The organism is Actinomycetota bacterium (assembly GCA_018334075.1).
Lineage (GTDB): Bacteria > Actinomycetota > Coriobacteriia > Anaerosomatales > UBA912 > JAGXSC01.
In genome coordinates this window covers 1-20,224 of record JAGXSC010000033.1, presented here as the reverse complement: position 1 = coordinate 20,224, position 20,224 = coordinate 1, and the positions used below count along the sequence as shown (strand labels likewise).

At 59.6% G+C, this 20,224-nt stretch carries 16 protein-coding genes and 1 riboswitch; all 16 genes read left to right on the top strand.

Annotation, left to right across the window (positions count from 1 at the left end):
- The first annotated feature begins 313 nt into the window (after window positions 1-313).
- Window positions 314-1,246, top strand: a complete 933-nt coding sequence (locus KGZ89_04405; protein MBS3974090.1) for a cytochrome b/b6 domain-containing protein — start codon at window positions 314-316, stop codon at window positions 1,244-1,246.
- A 36-nt stretch (window positions 1,247-1,282) separates the two neighbouring features.
- Complete coding sequence (locus KGZ89_04400; GenBank protein MBS3974089.1) at window positions 1,283-2,161, top strand: hypothetical protein; 879 nt, start codon at window positions 1,283-1,285, stop codon at window positions 2,159-2,161.
- Window positions 2,162-2,221: 60 nt separating this feature from the next.
- Entirely contained in the window at window positions 2,222-3,577 is a 1,356-nt protein-coding gene (locus KGZ89_04395; GenBank protein MBS3974088.1) for a hypothetical protein, read from the top strand.
- On the top strand, window positions 3,565-5,157 hold the full coding sequence (locus tag KGZ89_04390; GenBank protein MBS3974087.1) for a hypothetical protein: 1,593 nt from the start codon (window positions 3,565-3,567) through the stop codon (window positions 5,155-5,157). The genes KGZ89_04395 and KGZ89_04390 overlap by 13 nt, the downstream gene beginning before the upstream one ends.
- 16 nt (window positions 5,158-5,173) lie before the next feature.
- A complete protein-coding gene (locus KGZ89_04385) occupies window positions 5,174-6,196 on the top strand; it encodes a tetratricopeptide repeat protein (protein ID MBS3974086.1) in 1,023 nt (340 codons plus the stop codon).
- 26 nt (window positions 6,197-6,222) lie between these two features.
- Window positions 6,223-7,716, top strand: a complete 1,494-nt coding sequence (locus KGZ89_04380) for a hypothetical protein (protein ID MBS3974085.1) — start codon at window positions 6,223-6,225, stop codon at window positions 7,714-7,716.
- A gap of 175 nt (window positions 7,717-7,891) precedes the next feature.
- A complete protein-coding gene (locus tag KGZ89_04375; protein ID MBS3974084.1) occupies window positions 7,892-9,313 on the top strand; it encodes a twin-arginine translocation signal domain-containing protein in 1,422 nt (473 codons plus the stop codon).
- Between the two features lie 22 nt (window positions 9,314-9,335).
- Complete coding sequence (locus KGZ89_04370) at window positions 9,336-11,165, top strand: nickel-dependent hydrogenase large subunit (protein MBS3974083.1); 1,830 nt, start codon at window positions 9,336-9,338, stop codon at window positions 11,163-11,165.
- An 18-nt stretch (window positions 11,166-11,183) separates the two neighbouring features.
- A complete protein-coding gene (locus KGZ89_04365; GenBank protein MBS3974082.1) occupies window positions 11,184-12,449 on the top strand; it encodes a cytochrome c3 family protein in 1,266 nt (421 codons plus the stop codon).
- Window positions 12,450-12,571: 122 nt separating this feature from the next.
- Entirely contained in the window at window positions 12,572-13,885 is a 1,314-nt protein-coding gene (locus tag KGZ89_04360; protein ID MBS3974081.1) for a hypothetical protein, read from the top strand.
- 8 nt (window positions 13,886-13,893) lie between these two features.
- Window positions 13,894-14,661, top strand: a complete 768-nt coding sequence (locus tag KGZ89_04355) for a hypothetical protein (GenBank protein ID MBS3974080.1) — start codon at window positions 13,894-13,896, stop codon at window positions 14,659-14,661.
- Entirely contained in the window at window positions 14,658-16,880 is a 2,223-nt protein-coding gene (locus KGZ89_04350; GenBank protein ID MBS3974079.1) for a cell wall-binding repeat-containing protein, read from the top strand. The genes KGZ89_04355 and KGZ89_04350 overlap by 4 nt, the downstream gene beginning before the upstream one ends.
- A 43-nt stretch (window positions 16,881-16,923) precedes the next feature.
- A riboswitch (molybdenum cofactor riboswitch) is annotated at window positions 16,924-17,050 on the top strand.
- Entirely contained in the window at window positions 17,042-17,914 is an 873-nt protein-coding gene (locus KGZ89_04345; protein ID MBS3974078.1) for an extracellular solute-binding protein, read from the top strand. It overlaps the preceding riboswitch by 9 nt.
- A gap of 16 nt (window positions 17,915-17,930) precedes the next feature.
- Window positions 17,931-18,638 (top strand): ABC transporter permease, encoded by a 708-nt coding sequence (locus tag KGZ89_04340; protein ID MBS3974077.1) that lies wholly within the window; start codon window positions 17,931-17,933, stop codon window positions 18,636-18,638.
- Window positions 18,639-18,644: 6 nt separating this feature from the next.
- A complete protein-coding gene (locus tag KGZ89_04335; GenBank protein MBS3974076.1) occupies window positions 18,645-19,742 on the top strand; it encodes an ABC transporter ATP-binding protein in 1,098 nt (365 codons plus the stop codon).
- Window positions 19,726-20,224 (top strand): molybdenum cofactor guanylyltransferase (locus KGZ89_04330; GenBank protein ID MBS3974075.1); only part of this gene is annotated, 499 nt, incomplete at its 3' end. The genes KGZ89_04335 and KGZ89_04330, both read left to right, overlap by 17 nt.

Below are 20,224 nucleotides of genomic sequence, written 5' to 3'. Positions count from 1 at the left end.
GCGGTGCTCGACGTGGTTCCGGTACCCGCGCCAAAGACGGAGAAGGCGCTTTGTGGCTTGGCGATGCGGTTACCCGCGCATCAAGCGTGCTCCGCCGAGAAAGTTATGATCGCTGGCGACGTGATTTACTTGGAGCGGATTGAGGGGGCGCCGTGATGCATCGCAATAGTTGCGGCTTGAGTAACAGATTGACTTGTCGCGCATACACGAATATTCTTTGGGCTGAGCACATTGTAACAATTGTTTGTTTTGGTATTGCCCGTGTGTCGCGAGAGACCGGCAGAATCTTGTGACGTGGAAAGATGGGTAGGGGGTGTTGACGATAGACCTGGTACAGCTGAACGTCTGGTTGGACTACATCTTTGTCACTCTCTATATCGTGGTGCTGTTGGGCTTGTCGGCACACTTTGTAGGAAACCTGATCGCAGGCCGTCTGAAGAAGCGGTTTATCAAGTGGGAGTGGCCGCATCACGAGGGCCCGCCGATTCCGTTCCTACCCAGATTTTTGCACTTCCAGCATGTCGCCTCGATGATAGTGCTGGTGATCTCGGGGCTTTACATCCGCTTTCCGGGCTTTCTAGTCGGAGAACTCGCGAACGCCCGGACATACATGCGCTGGGCGCACTACATCGCGATGATCATCGTGGTGATCAACCTCGTTTGGCGACTTTGGTACGCGTTCATGTCGGCCAGGCGTGATTACCGCGAGTTTGTGATCACGCGCAAGGACATCACGACGATGCCGCAGGTGATCTTGTACTACATCTTCGTCAAGAGCTCAAAGCCGCATCTGGACAAGTACAACGTAATGCAGAAAGCGACATACACGCTCTTTGTCCCGTTATTGATTATCCAAGCGTTCACGGGCTTTGCCCTGGTTACAACTCCGCTTATCGCCGACACGAGCCCTCGTGACTGGCTGGTCGGCTGGTGGCTTGGAGCCGCGCTGGGTTCGACGGATCTAGCAGGCTGGTATATGCGCATCGTCCACTATATAGTTAACTGGTTATTTATAATTTTGACGACCGTGCACGTGTATCTTTCCGTATCCGAAGACTTCCCGGCTTTTTTGAATTTCTTCGGGTTGAGTTTCCTTGACAGGACTCATGCGACCCACGGAGACGGAGATCATGGTGAAACGCACGCTCATCCCGGCGGAGACGAAGACGATCATGCCGGGACTCACCATAAAGATCACGAGGCCGGCTCCGGCCGCCGGCAAAAGTATATGCCTTGGTCGACATGAACGAATCGCGACATATTACCGGAAAGGAGCCGCGTGGTGTCATCAGTCCGGCGTGGGCTGCTAATTTGGGTCGGACTGATGGTTTTCTCGGCGGGTATCGCGCCGTTGGCCCTCGCGCAGGAGAGCGCGGCCCCACAGTACGATCTCAGCTTTACGCTGCCCACGGAGGGCAAGTCCGGATGCATGGTGTGTCATGGCGATGAGAACTTGCGCAAGATCGAAGATGGCCGAAAGGTCTCCTACTATGTGGACGCCTCGGATTTCGAGGGAGGGCCGCACGCGGATCTGCTGTGTACCGCGTGTCACCTCGATTTCGCTTTTCAGGCGCCTCATGGCACCGAAGACGGAGAGTGGCGGCGCACCGCGAAGCTGGCGTGCCGAAACTGTCACGTCGATCAGTGGAGCGCGTATAGCGCCGGCGCTCACTCCCTTGCTGTTCAGCCTGGCGAAACGACGGAAACAGCGCGCCTGGAGGAAAAGCCGCTTTGCGGAGATTGCCACGGCGCTCACGAAATCGTTGCGCTCACCGATAACCCTGAAGGCCGAGCCGAGCTTCACCGTCGCGGGTACCAGGTGTGCGGAAGATGCCACGAGGAGTATTGGTACAACTACGACGACTATTACCACGGCGAGGCCTACCGCCGAGGAGCAAGTGACGCTCCGGCATGCTGGGAGTGCCATGGCGCTCATGACATCAGGCCGGCGGATGATCGTGATTCGCTGGTTCACGAAAACAATCTGCTCGATACTTGCGCTACGTGTCATCCGACCGCAAATGATGAGTATGTAAGTTACGCTGTGTTGATTCATGGAGAGGAAGAGGTTTTGGCGGCCAATCCGGCAGCGGCTTTCATAGAAAGCACGATTGGCAGAGCCCGTGAAGCCTTTGGAGCAGTCATTTCCTGGCTGTTTTGATGCGCATTCGCAAGCAATGCTCCGGGCAGGCGTTAGTCCCCGGATAAGGAAGGGGTAAGGATGAAAGAGGTTTCGAGAGGCTGCTCCGGCGAGCGGCTCTCAATCGCGATAGGCGTGTTCTTGCTTGCGCTGGCTATAGCCGCCGCAGCTCCGGCGTCTTCGGCCGCCGCGGAGCGGATCATCACGGGAGAGTCTCTAGTGATTCGCCTTACCGACCGGGTTTATAGTGAGAGCTGCGATCCTTGCCACGGAAATATTGCCGATACCGACAACTACGACGGCACCATTTATTTCGAGCATGGCTACCACATGCTGATACAGTGCAGCAGCTGCCATAGCGTGTTTCCGCACAGGCCTGAAGGCACTATCAAGCCGGACATGAAGCTTTGTTTCGACTGTCATGGCCTGTATCACGGACCCATGGGCTCAATTGCTTCCGGCGAGTGCGAAACATGCCACATCGCCCCCCGCGATCAATTGCGTCCAGACTTCCACATAGCCAACTGGGCGCAGGAACCTCATGTCCAACCTGCCGAGGAACGCCTGCAGACGCAGTGTATGATGTGCCATGATCGGCGCTCCTGCACTGCCTGTCACGATGAGCTCGGAATAGAGTGGGAGCCGGACGTGCCCTACACGTACGACTCGGCGGATGGATGCCTAACCTGCCACGGTGATCCTTATCTGCTGAGGGTCTCGGAAGGCAGGCTGAAGTCATACCAGGTGACCGGGATAGAAAACTCCGTGCACCGCGATTTGACCTGTCAGCAGTGTCACGCCGACTTCACGTATGAAGACAGGATGGATCCGTCGCCGCTCTGGCGGGTCAACGCTGGCTTGGCCTGTCGTGAGTGCCATATGTCACCGGAGAACTTCGACGAGGGCCGTGGTCTTGCCATGGCGGCTATCGTTGCCGAGTACGATGTCTCCATTCACGCACAGGCGTTGCGGGATCGCATCGCCGGCCGGCAGCAGCCGGGGGTTCAGATGGGGCCGCTTGTGGAGCCTCCCACATGCGCCGGCTGTCACGGGGGCCATTATATTCGGCGTCTGGATACAGCGCAGGCCAGAGAGGCGTTGCACCTGGCTGGGTACAGGATGTGCGGGAGATGCCATCAGGCCGAATACGATTCGTACGATGATCCCTATCATGGAGCCGTCTACAAACGTGGCGCGCTCGATGCCCCGTCATGCTGGGACTGCCATGCGGCGCACGCGGTTCTTCCCAATGAGGATCCGCTTTCGCTGATGTCGGATGCCAATATGCCGACTACATGCGGGACACAAGGCTGTCACTACGGATCGGCCGAGCCGTTTACCGCCGCCGCCGCCGACCTGATTCACGGCAAGGCGCAGGCCAGAGCTGAGAATCCGATCCAAAATGCGTTAGAACGAGTAAGGGAGTGGCTGCCGTAAACCGACGCAATGTGTTCAAGATAGCGGTTCCGCTATTCGCCGTGCTGGCTCTCTCCGCTTTTTTGGTAATGGTGCCGGCTGTCATCATCGACGCCGAGGTGCCCGAATCGATAGAGCTCAACGGCGTGGTCGAGCAGAGGAACTGCGCACCTTGCCACATCCGGCTGGACGAACCGCCAAGCCCGGGAATGATCTTTAGTCACGGAGCGCACATAATGGTCGCATGCGAAACCTGTCATATCGAGCCCGCCCACGAGGCCGGGGAGATGAACTCACCGCCGATGGTGACGTGCTTCGCCTGCCATGGAGTCGTGCACGGGCAGCTCGGCGAGATCGCCTCGGGCGAATGCTCGGAGTGTCACACAGTCGAGTTTCAGCTAAGGCCCCGCACCCATACTCTTGATTGGGCCGAGAAGCCCCACGCCGAACTCGCGCGCACGGACACCAACTCCTGCATGATGTGTCATACGGCGGCCGAGGAGTGCGATACCTGTCATACAGCCAGCGGGCTCGACATCGGACCGATGCCGGCGCAGTACATAAGCGTCCTTCCGGAAGTGCCCGAGCAGCCTTTGGTGACGGTCTATCCCACCCAGCCGACCTCAATAAGCCAGTGCATATACTGCCACCCGGACATCGACGATATCTCTCCCGGGCGGATCATATTCGCGCACTCCGACCACTTGCGCAGGAACTATGATTGCGTCGCGTGTCACCCGACATTTGGTCATGATATCGAGACGATAAGACGCCCGGACAAGCCGTCTTGCTTCCGGTGTCACGACACGGCGCACAGTCAGGCCGGGACCATAGCGACCGGGGAGTGCGCGGCGTGCCATCCACCCGGATTCGAGCTCAAGCCCCCTGACCACACGCCTGCGTTTGAGAGCAGGGATCATCGTGAGCGCGGAAAGAGCGAGCCCGAGTATTGCCTGCTATGCCATGAGGCGCCGTTTTGCGTCGAGTGTCACCTGGGCAGACGTCCTACCGGGCCCGGAAGCGAGCCTGTCATTCCGGCTGACCACAGAACCGCCGAGTGGATGTCACTGCACGGGCGACCGTTCCTGGAGCAGCAAGGCGCGTGCGGAATATGTCACGACTCGCCGACTTGTATGACGTGTCACAGGACGGTGATGCCGCATCCGGATGAGTGGCTTACCGATCACACGCCTGATCCCGGAGTCGGCAGGGAAGATTGCGACGTCTGTCATGTCGACCAAACCACGTGCCAGTCGTGTCATCATGAAGGAGTGCGCCGAGCCGAACTCACCCGCGAGAATTGCGTGCCGTGTCACGAGGGGATGGCGCATCAGCCTGCCACCGAGATCAGGCACAAGGGTTACGCTGAACATGCGGTGCACTTTGATGTGGCAAGGACCCGCGGCGAACCGTATCGCTGCTACGATTGCCACATCGGATTCGGCCGAAACGTGGCTGGCCGCGTGGACTTCGGCGACGCCGCGCACGACATGAGGTTGTGTTATGAGTGCCATGGATCGCTTGATGTGTTCGGCACGCTTATTGCCCCCTACAGGGGCGCCGACCTTTGCAGGCAGTGCCATGGCGATATGGGTATCTAACCGACATGGAGGATGATTGAAGTTGAAATCGCGGATCGAGCGCATCGACGGCATACTGGCGTACGCGCCCTGGGCTCTTCTGGCCCTCGTCTTATTTTCCGCGGGCTGGTTTGGCTATTACGTGTATCAAAGTGAGCAGCAGCAGCGACTGTCCACTCCCGTTGGCCGCGCGCTTGAAGACTTGCGCAACCAGGTCAGAGAGGACCCGAACAACGTGGTGCTGCGGGTTCGTTTCGGCGAAGCTTTAGCCAGCGCGGGCATGTTCGATGAGGCCATCAGGGCATTCGACCAGGCCCTCAAGCTGGACGAAGAGCACACAGGCGCGATGCTCAACATGGGCATGGTGCTGATGGCCGAGCACCGCTGGGACGAGGCGAGGCCGTTTTTCAGCAAAGTGACCGAGCTGACGGAGGGCGCCGAGTTTCAGGATCTCAACGCCAGAAGGGGGGCCGCCTTCTTCTACCTCGGGCAGATCGCCGTTGAGGACGGCCGCTACGAAGACGCGGTGGAGTACCTGAGGGAGTCTTTGCGCATCAGGCGCGCTGCTTCGGACACCTACTACCAATTGGCCAGAGCCTACCACGGCCTTGGTGACCCGGATAAGGCGATAGAAAATCTCTATGTGGCGCTCGCTTTCGACCCGGCTTTCGGGATGGCCCGATTCGAGCTCGGCAAGTATCTTGCCGAGAAGGGCAAGGAGGCTTCGGCGGCGATTGAGTTTCGCAAGGTCGCCGATGCGTATCCCGATTCCGAGATGCCGATAGAGGCGCTCTCCGCGCTCGGCACCGCCGAACAGCGCATCAGGGACGCGAAGACGGCCAGAGAAGATGGAGACCTTGCGCTCGCCATCGAGCAGGCTATAGTAGCGGTTGCGCTCGAACCGGAGAGCATCGAGGCGCTGCTGTTGCGCGCCGAGCTCTACGAGGCTGCGAAACGCCCGACTGACGCGATAAAAGATTACGAAAAGGTGCTCGCCATCGACTCGGAGCACAGTGCCGCGAAAGAGGCGATGGCCCGTCTCGCCCCGTCTGACCAGTGAAGAGAAGAACAACAGGAGGCGTATAAGTGCATTCCCGGAAACGCACACGCAGAATCGTGATGGTCGTGTTGTTGCTAGCCCTGCTTGCGCTGATCATCGTGCTGTTCATCAATTATCGAGAGACACGGCAGATCGGTTTTGACTTCGAGATCGACCCTGAGGCTGTTCTGGCCCCGCCGGTCCATCTCTTCTCCTTCAGCGGTCCGCCGGAAGACCCGCTCCAAAGACCGATAGGTATCCGGGTCGAGGGTGACAGGGTCTACGTCAGCGATTCGCGCCGCGCCGTGGTCGACGTGTTCGGCCTTGACGGACAGCGTGTCGCACAGTGGCAGCACGAGGAGATGAGGATCCCGCTTTACATCGCAAAAAATCCTGTCAGCGAGGTATTCTATGTCTCCGACCGCCGAGCCCGCACCATACATAGATTCAGCGCGGAAGGTGAGTATCTCGGCCAGTTCGACCCCGAGCTTCCGCCGGATCAGCTACCTCAGTTTGAGACCGGAGATGTCCAGTGGGCGCCGGTTGCGCTTGATTTCGCCGAGGACGGCTCGCTCTATGTGACAGAGATACTCAAAGGCCACCGCCTGCTCGTTTTTGACCCGGAAGGCAACTTCGAGCGTTCCGTGGGCACGGCAGGTCAGGTCGCCTCCGCCGAAGATGCCCCGCTGCTCTTTCAGTTTCCTAACGACGTGAAGGTGTTCGGCGAGGAAGTCTGGGTCGCCGACAGTAACAACCGGCGGTTCCAGGTGTTCGACCTTGGCGGCGAGTTCTTGCGGATATTTCCCTCCGAGGGTCTTCCCAGGGGAATCGACTTCCTGAGAGGGCCTTCCCAAAGCACGGAAGGGACCGCCTCGCTTCGCTTTGCGGTAGTGGACACGCTGGCTCAGGATGTAACATTCTGGGCGAAAAACGGGACGAATCTCGCGCGCGTCGGGGAGCCTGGTGTCTTAGAGGGGCAGTTCGCGTACCCCAACGATCTTTCCGTCGCCGCTAGCGGGCGTCTGTATATCGCCGATTCGGCCAACGGGCGCGTGCAGGTCTGGGGCTGGCCGCAGGATGAGCAGCCTGTTCCCATGCCCGTGACCCCCTTCCAGTGGGGGCTTTGCCTCTCACCCCTGCTGCTGCTTCCACTCTTCTTCGCGCTTCGCAAGCGCCGCTTCTTTGCCACGGCCGACTTCGCCGAGACGGCCTTTGCCTCCGGTCTCGCTCCGCGGCTGCCCGCGTTCAAGCGCCGCTGGCTGATGCTCGAGCCCGAGCTGGAGCGCATAGCTGATCTCGCTGACGGCACAGTGAAGGCAAAAGAGCTGTTCAGCATCACAGAGCACTCCGAGTCCGATGCGTCGGTGCTCGCCAAGCGCCTTGAGATCACCGACAGAGAGGCGCAGGTTCTCTCCATCGCGCAACGCTCGCGCTTCTTCTGCACCGAAGACGTCGAGCTCAGGCGACTCGCGCGTCTGCTTGAAATCGATGTATTGACCGCCGAGGAATTCGCCGAGCGTTTCCCCAAAAAGGACTCTTGACATTGATGCGGTCGGGACATAATATGGGCATATTCCATGTAACGGTTGTTACAAAAACGGAAACCGGCAATGAGTTATTTCCGTGGAAACAATAGAGGGAGGTGACATATCCAAGATGTTTCCCGGCAGAAACAGGATAGTCAATTCGATTGAATAGGTAAGGGGGTAAGACGGTATGACAATCACTAGACGAGAGTTTGTGACGAGACTGGGAGCGCTGGCGGCCGCCGCGGGCCTAAGTCAGTCCCAGCTTCTCAAGATCACGGAAGCTATGGGCCACCCGGCTCCATGGCTTGAAGGAGCCAAACCCAAAGTGATTTGGGTACATGGCGCGGAGTGTACGGGATGCTCGGTTTCGCTGCTGGGCCTATTTGAAGATGTCAGAGGGCTCGCGGTGCAAGACACACGTCTGACCAGGTCGGTGGATTCGACCGGGCTCGGCATCAATACCCTTGCGGCGCTTGACCTTGCTGTCGGCGGAGACGGCGACGGCGGGCATGTGCTACCGCCCGGCGTGGGCGAGCCGCTCCACCACCATCGTACGCTCAACGCAGCCGGCGCGGACTTCGACGGCCTGGCGAACGCCAACACGCCTTTTGTCGCTAACATCGCCGATGTGCTCATCGACTTCATCAGCCTTGAATACCATGTGACAGTGATGGGCATGGGCGGCGCTCAGGCGTTCGAGTGGTTGAAGACGGAGATGACCACCAGCACGGGTCCATTCGTGCTTGTGGTAGAAGGTGCGGTCCAGGTCGACGATCTTGGCGGCTTCTGGGGCAAGACAGATACTGGTGACACGTCCGCGCCATGGTGCGCGATCGGCGAGAATCTGATCGGATCGGAAATGCACCGGTTTGACAATGTTGTCAAGTCATTGGCTTCAAGGGCCGACTGTCTCGCTGTGATATCGATCGGCCAGTGCGCGACATTCGGTGGGTTCCCGGCATGCGTGTCACCTTCACCGGAGTTCCGTGGTGAGAAGCAGACGCCGGCGTTTGGCGTATATGACTATCTGGCGAACCATTCGGGCCTTGCAAACGCGGCGACAGTTGCGAACAAGGTCGTCAACGTTCCGGGATGCCCCACCAATCCGTGGTGGTTCGTCCTTACCGTGGTGCTGTGGCTGGCCGAAGCGGTCAATGGTCCGCTCAGGACGCCCGCGACAGCTGGTCCGCTCGGGATTCTTGACGCAAGCGCCAGAATCATTGGCGGGGTGGACGATCAGCGCCGCCTCAAGGCCGTATATGGTCAGTCGATTCACGGGCCCGCCTGTGCGCGTTACAAGTATGCGTTCTCGTGGAGGGAGCCTACCGATCCCATCGGTGTTTTGCGGCCCGCGCTTTACGCCCAAAAACCTGGCGATGAAGGCTGTCTGGCCATGCTGGGCTGTAAGGGTCTTTCCACGAATTCTTTGTGCTCGCTTCACGGGTGGAACGGCCAACAGCCCGAAAACGATCCGGTCTGGGATCAGGGTATCGCCCAAATCAACGGTACGCATGCGGGTGGCAACTGCATCACGGGAGGCCATCCATGTATGGGCTGCAGCGAAAGGGGCTATCCCGATGCCTACGTTCCATTCATCGCGAGACGATAACAACGAGAGGAGGTAGTGATTCATGACAGTTTCAGTTGATCCGATTCCTCGCATAGAGGGTCATCTAGGTATAAAACTCACTGTGGATGCAGGCGTAGTTACCGAAGCCGATGCTCACGGCAATATGTTTCGCGGCTTCGAAAACTTCCTGGTCGGCCGTGACCCGAATGACGCCATCACGTTCACTCAGCGTATCTGTGGCGTCTGTCCTGTGCCCCATGGCATGGCATCGACGTATGCGGTAGAGGCGGTGTACGGTTACAGCACAGGGCACATCACGTTCGCTAATACCGATAGTGACGGCCTAGGCGTACCAGTCAAGGCGGTGCATGTGCGCAACCTGATTCTCGGCGCCGAGTTTCTGATGTCGAGCATCACGCACTTCTATCATCTGGCCGCTCCAAGCTACGTCCAGGGCCCGAACATGCCGCCGTGGACTCCGTATTTCCATAATGACTATTACGACTCTAGACTCCGTTCCAACGGGAGGGCGTTGCCGTCCGGCTCCAACCTGTGGTCGGCGGTCATCGCCCAGTACGTGAAAGCTTTGCGTATGCGGCGCCTGACTTTCGAGGCGGGAGCGCTCTTTGCCGGCCGCATGCCGATGACCTCGGCCTATGTTGCCGGTGGCGTGACCACTCAAAGCAAGGGCGCGGATTTCAGGGATAGGTGCAGGAGGTTTTACAACCTGATGCACGATGTCGGTTTGTTCATTGTGAAGGAGTATGTGCCGCTCGCCCTGGCACTAGGAGCGCTGTATCCGACATATGACAATACCCACAACGGAGGAGGGGGTATCGGCGCCGGGCTGGGCAATTTCCTCTCATGGGGCGCTTTCCCGAATCCCGCTAACAATGTCTTGGCATTGCAGGGCGGCTACAAGATCGGAGCTGGAGTTACTGTTCCTCTTGTCACTGGGAAAACCAATGTGGGAACCATGCTGGCTGCGGTCAACGAAAACCTGATCGAGGACACTGCTCGCTCATGGTATGTGCCTGATGCCAAGTGGGGTTACCCGACAGGTCAGTCGTGGCAAAAGCCTGGCTCCGTTACACGGACCGAACCAGACAGAACCAAAGGTGTCAAATATTCCTGGATGAAGGCCCCCCGCTGGAAAGTTGGCGGAGTGTATCATGCCATGGAGGTAGGTCCATTGGCCCGCATGGTCGTTCAGGGGCTGTACGTTGACGGTGCGCTGCTGCGCGACACATTTGTGGTTGGTGGCCATTTCGACTATGCCGACTATTTTGATGGCGCAGCACTCGATGGTAGGTGCGTCGACGCCGGACTGTTGGCCGCATTGGGTGCGGAAGGCTTGGCGGGGGCTGTTACGACCTGGATCAGGGATCTCAAAGGTGGTCTTTCCACGATGGATCGTCTTCGTGCCCGTGCGCTTGAGTCGCTCCTATTGGTCCAGCTTATACTGGGTCCCTTCAATAAGGTCACGGGCGTCTTTGGTTCCGTTGGTGTGGTCGGTGGGGATGCTGCTGTTCCGACGAGCGGCTGGATAGGTGCAGCCGCAGCCGTTGCCGATGGCCCGAGCTATGTCTCAAGGGCCGTGCCGGTGAACCCCAGAAGCTCGTATGGCGCCACCGAAGCTCCACGCGGCTCACTGTCACATCATGTGAGCATCGACAGAGGAAAGATCGCTTCTTACCAGTGCGTCGTTCCGACCACCTGGAATGCTTCGCCGAAAGACGCTTTGGGCGCTCTTAGAGGTGGCAACGGTCGCGGTGCTATGGAACAGGCGATGATCGGTTCCCCGCATGCCGGCACCGCCCCCGGTCCCGGCGTTGAGGCCATGCGTATCGCTCAATCATTCGACCCGTGCATCGCTTGCGCGGTTCACTAGAGACTGGAGGTGATAAAGTTGAGAAAGTATACTTTTCTGGCGGTGCTGACGGTCGCGCTCTTCTTCGCGATGGGCTCCATGGCATATGCGAACTTCGGTCCGCACGGCGGCTACTCCGACGACACGGACTCTTGCGCGGCGTGTCATAGGGCACACACTTCCTTCTCGCCGATCCAGCGCACAAATTACCTCGGCGGACAGCCTATAGGAACTATAGGAAGCGCGCTGCTGGTCTCTTCCGCTCAAAGCATGCGGGAGTTTTGCACGGTTTGCCATGGCAACGATGCTCCGGGCGCGTCGACCAACGTCGTCGCCGGCGTATTCGATGGCGGTCCATCCGCGCCCTTTGGGACACCCATTGACCCAGGTGCGGGAATCTTGTACGCAACCAATTCGTCATTCGGCGCCACACTGAACGCCGGCGGTTTTAGTTACTTGGGAGGTAATGCCCCGGTGACCTCCATGCATAGCATGGCGCCCGAAGATCCTTCCAGCCCACTTACAGGTACGGTGGCGCCTCTTTGGGGCTTCGGTTCTGCGGCGGACACTTCGCGGCAGCTACTCTCCGAGTTCACCTGTACCAGCTGTCATGACCCTCACGGCAGCACGAACTACCGATTGCTCAGAGATGCGCTTCCGGGCGGAGCTGTCGGTGGGTATAATGCCGCCGGTCAGCCGGATCCATTCGTGATCTCCTCTGAAGAGGGATATCCGGTGCTGGGCTGGCTGCGCCAGGAGGCAGGCGCCGCGCAGATGGCCGACTATAGGCCAAATTACACCGCGCCTCAGTATCGCAACACTGGCCTTCAGGGCGAGAACATCTCGGGCTGGTGCGCGGGATGCCATCAGCGCTACGATGAGTCCGGCACGATGTATGATTACGGGAATTTCCTTGCTGCTGGCACAGAAGCGGTTGGAGCAATGCCCTTCCATCGCCATCCGGTGAACCGTCCGGTAGGTATGATGCCGAACACTTCCTTGAGCAGGGAGCCGGTCATCGACAGCAAGATTCCACTGGAGCGGACGATGGCGGCCGCAGCTCAGACGACGTCGTCCGCCACATGGGGATACGGCGACATGCTGGGCTGTCTTACCTGCCATCGCGCTCACGGCACCAATGCGACGATGGAGGGTTGGGCGGAATCAAGCCTGGCGACGGGGAGCGGCGAGACCACATGGGTCGTTGAGCTCGATCCGGGCAGCGGCGGCGTGAACCCGAACAGATCCAGCTCGCTTTTGCGCGCGGACAACCGTGGTGTCTGCCAACGTTGTCACAATATGTAGGAAGGTTTATGACGCGAACACGAAATATTCTCGTGTCATGAGTAAAGGTTGATAAGCGGGGGTTCCGGAGTTGCTAGCCGGGACCCCCGCCCGCAAGGACTATCCAGAAGGAGACTCAATTGATGCTTGAAAAGCCGCGTTTCGCGCCCGCCTCACCGCACTATCGGGGCATAGGCCTGATGGCGAATCCTTTCAGGACTTCGCTCAGAGACGACGCGCTTGACGCGCCGGCTCAAGTCACCTGCCACGCAGAGGCCCTGCGCCTGATGGTGGCTCTCGACGCCGAGGCTGACCGTGAACGCGCAAGACCCGTCTGGGTCACGAAATCCGAAGACATCCCTGATTTCTACACTCGGACTCCGCTTTCCGAAACCCTTTCGGTGCTTTCAGTAAGCGATGAGCTCAATCTTCTCGCCGCTTATGTGCCCTTTTTTATGATGCGTCGCGGCAAGATCAGAAGTTCGCTTGAAATGGTCGCGGAAAAGCTTGCCGGACAGGATTTTGCGTTTACCGCCGCATGTTTTGCCCGCGCCGCCCTAAGCGATCCCGATTTGGAGTTGCTGGAAACGGCCGGCCTCTCTCTACCCGAAGCCGCAGAGTTGGCAAAGCGTTTTGACGATTCTCCACGGGAGATGTCAACCGAGGTGTTCGGTCCTGATGTTCCAACGCGCGAGAGTGGGCCGGGCGTCGAGGAGATCGTCGGTGACGGAGCGTTGCGGATGGGTAAGCTCGAGGTCGACCCGGAAACCGACGACGAGGAAACGGGCGCTGACACGAAAATCGACGACGAAGAAGCAGGCGCCGACACGGAGGATTCGGGCGAGACGCCTTCCCTCATTTACTTGAAAACATATGCCCGCAAACACATCTCACCTGTAGTGGCTCGCGGGCTTGAGGCATATATTGAGGGCGGTTCTTACGCCCTTGCCCAGGAACTGAAGATCACGAAGGCCCCGCGCAAGACGCTCGCCGCGCTTGGCCGCTTTGCGACTTACAGGTTTCGCAAGGTCGTGATCGTCTACGATCAATTCGCCAGCTGGCCGCTTGCGCCCGAGGATTTGCGTGTGCGCATCGCTGGAGCACTCGCCGAGATAAGAATGCTTCTGTCGACGACGGGTACACTGGTTTTTTTGGCGGACGATCATGAGTTGCCTGAGATAAAAGAGCAGTTTTCTGGAGCTCGTGAGGTCCTGTGGTCGATGTCGCCGCTCTTGGAAGAGGTCTCTGGTGAGTCCAGCATCCCGTCTGGGCTGGTAAACTTCGCGCTTAGCGCCGCCAGCCTCTCCGCCGAGATCCCCCCACAACTTCAAGGTATCGAAAAAGAGGCGCAACCAGCCGATGCTGGCTTTATTGGCAGGCTGGGAGAGATTGTCGACAAGCTCGCGGGCACGGATGAGTCCGTCGAGGTCAAGGCGGCCGGCGTCGCCTCCGGATAGGAAGATAAATGTCTCGCATAGCAGCCATATTCAGGAAGCTTTTCGCGACCCGCCGTGCACGCCTGGCGGCCTTCGTTGTGGTGCTGACCGCAGTGATATTTGTCATGGCGGCTCTGTCCCAGGCGCCGCGATCCGGCGACAGAGATACGACTACCCGACTTCCTGACGGCGAGACCCGCCAGGGGGCGGAACAGATGCCGCTTGAAGGCGAGGAGGCCACCAGGGCGATTATTCAAGGCGAAGGCGGCCGTCGAACAGCGGGTGACGGCAGGCCGACAGGCGCGGGTGATCCCGAGATGCTGGCCGCAGGCGCCGCCACCACGCCGGGTGAGGGTGACACCGCCGCACCGGGTGAGTGGGAGGCCCCCGTCGATGATATTTCGGCGCTTCTGCCTGAGAAAGTCGATGGACTTTCACGGGGCAGCGTTACAAAGGACGAATTCAACGCCGTGGTCCCCTTCGATCCGGTTGCCGGAGGGCCTTACGCGGGCGCGCGCAGAGTGTTGATGTCGGTGCGTTACGCCGACAGCGTCGAGGTGGCTAGAAGCTATCGCGATCAGGTCAGCAAGGTCGTTTACCCGAAAAACTCCGCCGCCGTAACAGTTCAAGGCATCAATGGGTATTTTGGTACCGACGGCAGGTCACTTGCCACGGTCTCGTTCACGCGCGGCCGGTTTGTCTTCGAAGTCGTGGTCACCGCTATTGGTGATCCAGCGGCGTTGAAAGACGCGGCACTCCGCATCGCCTCGACGTTTCCCACGGAGGTTCAGAGATGAAGGCCATTTTAGCGTCAGCGGTTCTGACAGCCGTGTTTATGGTTTCGATTTCCGCCGAGGCGCCATTTGCTGGCGCCGCCCCTCCGAATCAACCTATGACGATCGTTTCTGAAGGTTTTGAGTCCACATTGAGCGCCGCGTGGCAGCTCGGTCCCTGGGTAGACCCCGTACGTCCCTCGACCGCCCATTGGGGGCGGATGTCAAACGTGCGGCGCACTGGGAGCTTCTCGCTTTGGTGCGCTGGAACCAGGGCCAACGACTCTCCCGGCGTATGGGGTTATTATCCCGCCGCCACCGGGGGCCATGCGCGCTTGAATCTGCCGCAATTGGCCGATTACTACTCATCGGAGGTGTCGTTTCACTACACGATGCCCACTGTCGGCGCGGCGGATTTCTTCACCTTCTCCTGGCACGCCGACGGGGCGCTTTTCGGCGATACAGGAGGCGAGGTTCCGACCACCGGCGCCGGCGTTTGGTTACAGCGACGGCTTGTCTTTTCTTCGGCGGCAAATACCGCGAATCTTTCCCGGACGCCGGGAAGTATGCGCTTCCAGTTTCTGGACAACGTCGAGGGGCCATTGCAGCTTCCCGCAACCGGCCAGGGACCCAGCATAGATGATCTCGTCGTCACCGGGTACAAGTACGGGCCGGTGCGCAATCTCTCGGCGACTACCACGAATACGGCCGGGATCGTACTGCGATGGGAAAGGCCGATAAGGGCTGTCGGCAGCAGTGAGCCCGAGGAGCGCGAGATATCCTACCGGATTTGGCGGCGCCCGACAGGGGCAGGAGCGTGGACGGAGCTTCCACGCGCCGGCAACGGTGACCTCTCACATGTGGACACGTCTGCCGTGGCTGGCGTGCAGTACGAGTATTCAGTGGTCGCTCATGACCCGATACCAGGCTTTGGATACGGGCAGCCGGGGGCCGCCGCACAGGGCGTGCGTCCGATCTTGAACGTCGCCACATTCACACTGGCAGCCGATTCCACCACAATCAAGCGTAGATGGCCTGTGAGACTTACCTACCGCGCCGAGAATACCTCACTCACCAACATCACTAACATCACCTTGCGCGATTCGTTTGCCGGGCTCACTGGATCGGACGTTTTCACGAGGCTCGATCCCGGACAAGTCGGCATTGTCGAAAGAACCCGCTTCCAGAGAGCCTCTGGCGATGTCACTGCTACGCTCACAGGCATCGCGGGCTCAGACCCCATTACTATCACGGTGGGCCTGCGGATCACGGTGAAGGATCCGCCCAGAAGGGTATCGGGCAATGACCGCATCGATACCGCAATCGCGGTAGCGCGGGAAGCTTTTCCCGAGGGCGCGGACAACGTCATCATCGTCTATGGCTGGAACTACCCTGACGCTCTCTCGGCCTCAGCCCTTGCTGGCGCGCTTGACGCACCGATCCTTCTGGTGAGAACCGCTTCTTCCGGCGCGGCCGTGCTTCAGGCGATCCGCGATCTTGGTGTCAAACAGGCATACATCGTTGGGGGCTACGGCGTGGTTTCCACTGGCGTAGAGCGTGAAATAGACTCCCTGCCCGGAGTTTCTGTGGCCCCCCGGATTTACGGCATTAACCGTTTTGCGACGGCGGGCGCCGTGGCTCGGGAAGTCAGCAAAATCACCACGCCGACAACGGTGTTTCTCGCCACAGGACACAACTTCCCCGATGCTTTGGCGGCTTCAAGTCTTGCCGCTAGGGGGCGCTGGCCGATACTGCTTACCAACACCGCGGTGCTTTCTCCCGAAACCGATCACGCCCTTCGTTCGATACGCCCTGAGCGCGTCGTGATTTTAGGGGGTTACAGCGTGGTGTCCCTGGAGGTTGAAAACGCTATAAGGGGCAACTCCGCGTACGGCTCGCCAGAGGTCATAAGAAGGGCAGGCATCAACCGCTACGAGACGGCCAGGCAGGTTATCGGGTGGGGAGTGAGCGCTACGGGCGGCAATCTGGCGCCCTCAGGAATCGATGGCTTGCATTTGGCGACGGGCGAGAATTTTCCTGACGCGCTTCCTGCGGGAGTGTTGGCGGGTAGGCCGAAAATCGCCTGGTGGCCCTTGATGCTCACTCATCCGACCGTGCTTTCACCGGCGGCCAGGGGTGTCATCATGGACAACCGCGGAGTGTCGCATGTTACCGTCATCGGCGGCATCCACGCGGTCAGCTCGAGTGTGGAGAGTGCCGCGAGGAACCTGATTGCGCCGTAAACTCTTATTCGCTAGCATGTGGTACATGGCGCGCAAAGAGTCGCGCCCGACATATCTCCGAGTCCGGATGTCCTAAAGCCCGCAGTGCAGGTGCCATGGACGCCGGACCGATAGGGTAGGAGTGGAAACGCTTTTGCCTCCCGGTGGAAAGGAGAAAATGGATGGATGCACGTACTTTAAGGTTCGCCCACTTAAGGCGGACGCTCCTGGCGCTTTTGCTGGGAGTCGCGGTTCTGGCGGGGTTCGGGTGTGCCCCAGCGGAGCAACCGGCGCAGGAACAGCCGGCACAGGAGCAGGAGGTCACCGAGGTCATATTGGCCTCAACAACCTCAACCGAGGACTCGGGTTTGTTTGAGGTCCTGATCCCGGCCTTTGAGGAGGCCAACCCTCAGTTCAGAGTTAGTGTTGTCGCTGTAGGCACCGGTCAGGCGCTAGAAATTGGCCGAGCCAAGGACGCCGATATCCTTTTGGTGCATTCGAAAGAGGACGAGGAAAAGTTCGTCAGTGACGGCTACGGGAGCGAACGCGCAGACGTGATGTATAACGACTTCGTTATCGTCGGTCCGCCGGCTGATCCAGCACAACTCAAGGGGACGGCAACCGCCGCCGAGGCTCTTGAAAAGATCGCCGCCTCGCAGGCGTACTTTGTCTCTCGCGGCGATGATTCCGGCACGCACAAGAAGGAGCTCAGACTGTGGAGATCGGCGGAGATGACTCCGACAGGGCAGTGGTATCTTTCTATCGGCCAGGGCATGGGCGATACGTTGTTGTTCGCCTCGGAAAAGCAGGGTTATACCCTCACCGACCGCGCCACCTATCTTTCAATGCGTGACAAGATCGAGCTGGATATCGTTGTGGAAGGCGATCCGGCCCTGTTCAACCAGTACGGGGTCATTCCTGTCACTGACGCCAGCAATCCACAGGGTGCGCAGGCGTTTTTCGACTGGCTTCTCTCGGCTGAAGGGCAGGAAGTCATCGCGGGATTTGGCGTCGATAAGTTCGGTGAGCCACTGTTCGTTCCGAACGCCCAATAAGGAAAGTTTGTGAAATTTGGACGTATTCACTGAGGCGCTTGTCGCTGCGTACACGCTTTTGGCAGGCGGCTCACCGGAGATCTGGAATATCATCGCCACGACGTTTTACGTGTCGGTGGTCTCTACCGTAGCAGGCATGATGATTGGGATGCCCGTGGGTTTTCTCATGGGCATCTCACGCTTTCGGGGCCGGCGTTTCACGATGGCGCTCATGACGACCGCGATGGCGGTTCCACCCGTTGTCATAGGCCTGATCGTGATGATGGCTCTGTCAAGAACCGGCCCCCTGGGCTTTCTCGGCCTGCTTTATACCGTCAACGCCATGTCGATCGCCCAGACCATAATATCCGCGCCGATAATCGCTGGACTCACGGCCGTCGCGGTGGCCTCGGTCCCCTACCGGCTCCGGCTTCAGGCGCGCTCGCTGGGAGCCTCCTTTATGCAGGAAGCGTTTTTGACGCTAAAGGAGGCGCGCCTGGGCGTGCTGGCGGCGGTGGTGACGGCTTTTGGCGCCGTGACCCGCGGAGTGGGAGCGGTGATGATGGTGGGCGGCAACATCGAGGGTCAGACCAGGGTGCTTACCACCGCCATCGTTCAGGAGGCCCGCCGAGGAGAATTCGGGCTCGCCCTCGCTCTCGGTCTGATCCTGCTTGGCATCACCTTCTTGATCAACGCTCTTCTCGTGGTGTACCAGCACTCCCATGAGCGCCTGGAGCGGGGGTGAGGACCAATGCTCGCGGGTGAGGGACTCATCAAGTCTTACGGGAAGCGCACGGTCGTCGACATCGAGCGGGTGGAGGCCGCCGCCGGGCGCACGCTTGGGATCGTCGGTCCTTCGGGCGCGGGCAAATCCACACTACTCGCGTTGCTCGGCCTGCTGGAAAGGCCTGACGCTGGAAGAATCGTGTTTCAAGGCAGGCAGGTGGGCGTTGGCGACCGGCAGCAGCGAATGCGGTTCGCCGCGGCTTTCCAAAATCCCTATCTCTTCAAGGGAACGGTCGCCGACAATGTCGCTTATGGCTTGAAGTTACGCCGCATATCAAAGCCGCAGCGCACGAAGCGCGTCTCGGCGGCTCTTGAAAGGGTTGGCCTTGAAGGGTGGGAGTCGACATCGGCGCTCACGCTGTCCGGCGGGGAAGCGCAGCGAGTCGCGCTGGCCCGAGCGCTTGTGCTCGAGCCGGAGGTGCTCTTTTTGGACGAACCACTCGCCTCGCTCGATCCGCTTTTGAAAAGCACGCTCGCGGCGGATTTCGCCAGGATCATCCGGGAAAACAGCATGACTGCGGTGTACGTTACCCACGATCAGCAGGAGGCCGCCGCGATAGCCGATGACCTCGTTGTGATGCGTGAAGGCCGAATCACTGCGTCAGGACCTTTGGCCGAGGTAATAACGCTTCCCACTGACAGGTGGACCGCTGCCTTCCTCGGCGCAAGATCTCCGCTTCATGGCGTCGTGGCGCGTCAGGAAGACGGCTTGGTAACGGTTGATACTGGGTGCTGTGAAATTGTCGCGGTCGGCACCATACCAGCAGGATCTCGCGTTTTGCTTGGCGTACGGCCGGAAGATGTCATAATCTTTGAAGCCGCCGAAGAGATTTCGCGCTCGACGGCGAGAAATCTGCTTCCCGTAAGAATCATTGAAGCCGAGCTTTGGGGCGTGGTGAGCAATGTCGTGCTGGATCTTGGCGGCCAGAATATTTCGGCACGTGTGACCAGGTCATCGATGCGTGAGCTCGGACTTGCATCAGGCATGGAGGTACAGGCGATGTTCAAGGCTTCGGCGGTCATGGTCAGAGAGGAGCGGGGCGAAAGTGACCGACTCATCTGACGAAACGGGTCGGCTCCCAATTACCGCCGCGGTGCTGGCGGGCGGGCGCAGCGAGCGCATGGGGATCGACAAGACGCTCCTGGATTTCGATGGCCGTCCGCTTGTGGTTCACGTCGTGGAGGCCGTTGGAGATATTTGCGCCTCGACGCTTGTGGTCACGAACCGTCCCGATGCCGCCGCAAGCGCCGGGCTTCCGCCGGAGGTGCGCATCGTGCAAGACGAGGTCGCCTACCAGGGGCCGCTCGGCGGTCTTGTCACCGCGCTTTCGCACGCGCGCGAGGAGTGGGTACTTGCGCTTGCCGCCGACATGCCCTGGCTTCAGCCGCGCATCGTTCAGGCGCTTTGGGCGCGCAGGGAAGGCGCTGACGTTGTCATTCCCGTCTCGGCGAAGGGGCCGGAGCCGCTGCTGGCGCTCTATCGCAAGGAGGCGTGCCTGCCCGCCGCTCGTGCCGCGCTAGCCAGCGGCCGCCGTCGGCTTGTGG

What these genes read in the sequence shown, in the direction of transcription:
- KGZ89_04345 (MBS3974078.1), top strand. Translation starts at nt 17,042, where the DNA reads ATGGATGCACGTACTTTAAGGTTCGCCCACTTAAGGCGGACGCTCCTG.
- KGZ89_04395 (MBS3974088.1), top strand. Translation starts at nt 2,222, where the DNA reads ATGAAAGAGGTTTCGAGAGGCTGCTCCGGCGAGCGGCTCTCAATCGCG.
- KGZ89_04350 (MBS3974079.1), top strand. Translation starts at nt 14,658, where the DNA reads ATGAAGGCCATTTTAGCGTCAGCGGTTCTGACAGCCGTGTTTATGGTT.
- KGZ89_04375 (MBS3974084.1), top strand. Translation starts at nt 7,892, where the DNA reads ATGACAATCACTAGACGAGAGTTTGTGACGAGACTGGGAGCGCTGGCG.
- KGZ89_04370 (MBS3974083.1), top strand. Translation starts at nt 9,336, where the DNA reads ATGACAGTTTCAGTTGATCCGATTCCTCGCATAGAGGGTCATCTAGGT.
- KGZ89_04335 (MBS3974076.1), top strand. Translation starts at nt 18,645, where the DNA reads ATGCTCGCGGGTGAGGGACTCATCAAGTCTTACGGGAAGCGCACGGTC.
- KGZ89_04360 (MBS3974081.1), top strand. Translation starts at nt 12,572, where the DNA reads ATGCTTGAAAAGCCGCGTTTCGCGCCCGCCTCACCGCACTATCGGGGC.
- KGZ89_04355 (MBS3974080.1), top strand. Translation starts at nt 13,894, where the DNA reads ATGTCTCGCATAGCAGCCATATTCAGGAAGCTTTTCGCGACCCGCCGT.